Origin of the sequence: Clostridium sp. C2-6-12 (assembly GCF_009928485.1) — a bacterium.
GTDB lineage: Bacteria > Bacillota > Clostridia > Clostridiales > Clostridiaceae > Clostridium.
The window spans coordinates 1-841 of sequence record NZ_JAABNP010000093.1; the positions used below are offsets into that span (position 1 = coordinate 1).

The following is an 841-nucleotide window of genomic DNA, read 5'->3' on the forward strand; positions in this document are numbered from 1 at the left end:
TTCTTTCTTTAGGTGTTTGTCCAGTAAGCCATTGTTCTTTTATTGTAGCTCCTATTTTTTTAGCTATTGCCTGTTTTACTCTGTTATCATCTGGAATTTCTGTTCCTGCTGTCGCAAAGAACGCTGTAAATTCTTTAACTTTTCCATCCCCAGAGCTAGTGCTTGCTTCCTTAGTTTTACTTCCTCCGCACCCGGCAAGAAGACTTAAGGACATAACTCCTGTTAAGAGTACAGAAAAAATTAATTTGGATTTTCTCATTAACGTTTCCCCCTATTTCTTATTTTATAGATCTGTACGCACCTTATTTTTGCGTCATTTTCTGTAAACGTTTCGTTTACAATGTTAGTTTATCACTTGTGCGTACTCCCAACAACCTCATAAATTATATAAAAAACATTAAAAATTATAGATTCTATAATAACCAAAACAAGTTAACACAACACACCTTACTTCCCATAGTTTTCTTATCTCAGATAAGCATGTATGCACATTCCACTTAATAAGCTACTATAGTTAATGATAAAAAATCTAAATTAATTTCACTTACTTTCTAGATAAATTCTTAATCTATTGAAGTATTGGCCTAACATTTAAAAATAACCTTCCAATCTTTTTCCTATTAAAATCATTTAATAAAAATGTAATCTAATTATATTGATAAACAACGTACATAAACTGATAAAAAGCACTTTTTATCAAAAAAATGCTTTTTATTTCCATATAATTGATGGCATATTTTAGATGCCATCAATTAATTTACTGCTTATTTCTTTCCGAATTTTTCCACTCTTCTTCTTACTTCTTTAGTAAGTGCATCTTCATAAGCTTTTAAATCTGCTT

Annotated in this window: 1 pseudogene; it reads right to left on the minus strand. The window is 29.8% G+C overall.

Annotated features, from left to right (window positions below):
* Window positions 1-259, minus strand: a pseudogene (locus GXK56_RS27510) (sugar ABC transporter substrate-binding protein); the annotation flags it as partial.
* Window positions 260-841: the final 582 nt, after the last annotated feature.